Annotated in this window: 1 protein-coding gene; it reads right to left on the reverse strand. The window is 70.3% G+C overall.

The features are described 5' to 3' along the window. Positions 1–33: 33 nt before the first annotated feature. On the reverse strand, positions 34–702 hold the full coding sequence (locus tag F4X11_22365) for a DUF4189 domain-containing protein (protein ID MYN67738.1): 669 nt from the start codon (positions 700–702) through the stop codon (positions 34–36). Positions 703–909: the final 207 nt, after the last annotated feature.

Raw genomic sequence — 909 nt, forward strand, 5'->3', positions numbered from 1 at the left:
TGGTGCGGGGGCGCGTGTTGGTGCTTTCCGATCCTACCGTGTTTTTTTTTTTTTTTTTGGCGGGGGGGGCGGGGGGGGGGCGCGGGCGGCCCCCCCCCCCCCGGGAGACTGACGTGCGCCCCGGCCTCGCAGCGCCTCGACTTGAGGGCCGTCCAGATACCCGGTCGACCGAGTCCCGCGCGACGACTGCCAGGTCCGAATCGCTGCCCGCGTCCGCGGCCCGAACAGGCCGTCCGCGCCCCCGGGGTCGAAGCCTGCCGACCGCAAGCCCAACTGGATCTGACGCCGCGCGGCCCGGTTCAGATCGAGATCCTCTTCGACTACCGGGCCGTTGCAGCCCCACACCCGGACGATGCACCCCGCACCGCTGCCGCGGGAACGGCATTCCGCCAACGCCGCCTGCCGGGCACCGGTCGCCGAGTCGTACGATTCCGCCCAGCCCACCGCCGTGCTGTCTGCGTCCTGGTCGGCCGCGTAGGCCGCGCACCGCCCGAACGTCAACACCACCGAGCAGCCCGGGCCGCACTCCTGCAGCGCCATTCCCTGTGCGGCCGACGCCGTCTCGTGGTCCACCGCCCAGCCCCACTGGTCACCTTGACGTTCGTCTATCGCCAGCGCACCCACCGGGGACTGGGCAGCCGTCGGCGACCCGAACACGACGACCGCCAGAACCGTCACGACGAGCGATTTCAAGATCGTCATCTCAGCGGCTCCTCGTCACGCGGAACACGGTCTGTAACCCGCGGGCAGCGGTACGACGGCCCGCCCTGCGCCGCGAGCGCATCCAGCCTGTCGCTGGCCGCGTCGATCTCCGCCGTTCGTCGACCGGTGCGTGTCATCGCACTGACGCTCACAGTGGTAGCGGCAAGATGAAAAGGGACCCCGCGGCAATCTGAAAAGGGACCCCCT

It is taken from the genome of Acidobacteriota bacterium, from assembly GCA_009861545.1.
GTDB lineage: Bacteria > Acidobacteriota > Vicinamibacteria > Vicinamibacterales > UBA8438 > WTFV01.

Coding starts and splice junctions, on each gene's coding strand:
- F4X11_22365 (MYN67738.1), bottom strand. CDS start 702: ATGACGATCTTGAAATCGCTCGTCGTGACGGTTCTGGCGGTCGTCGTG.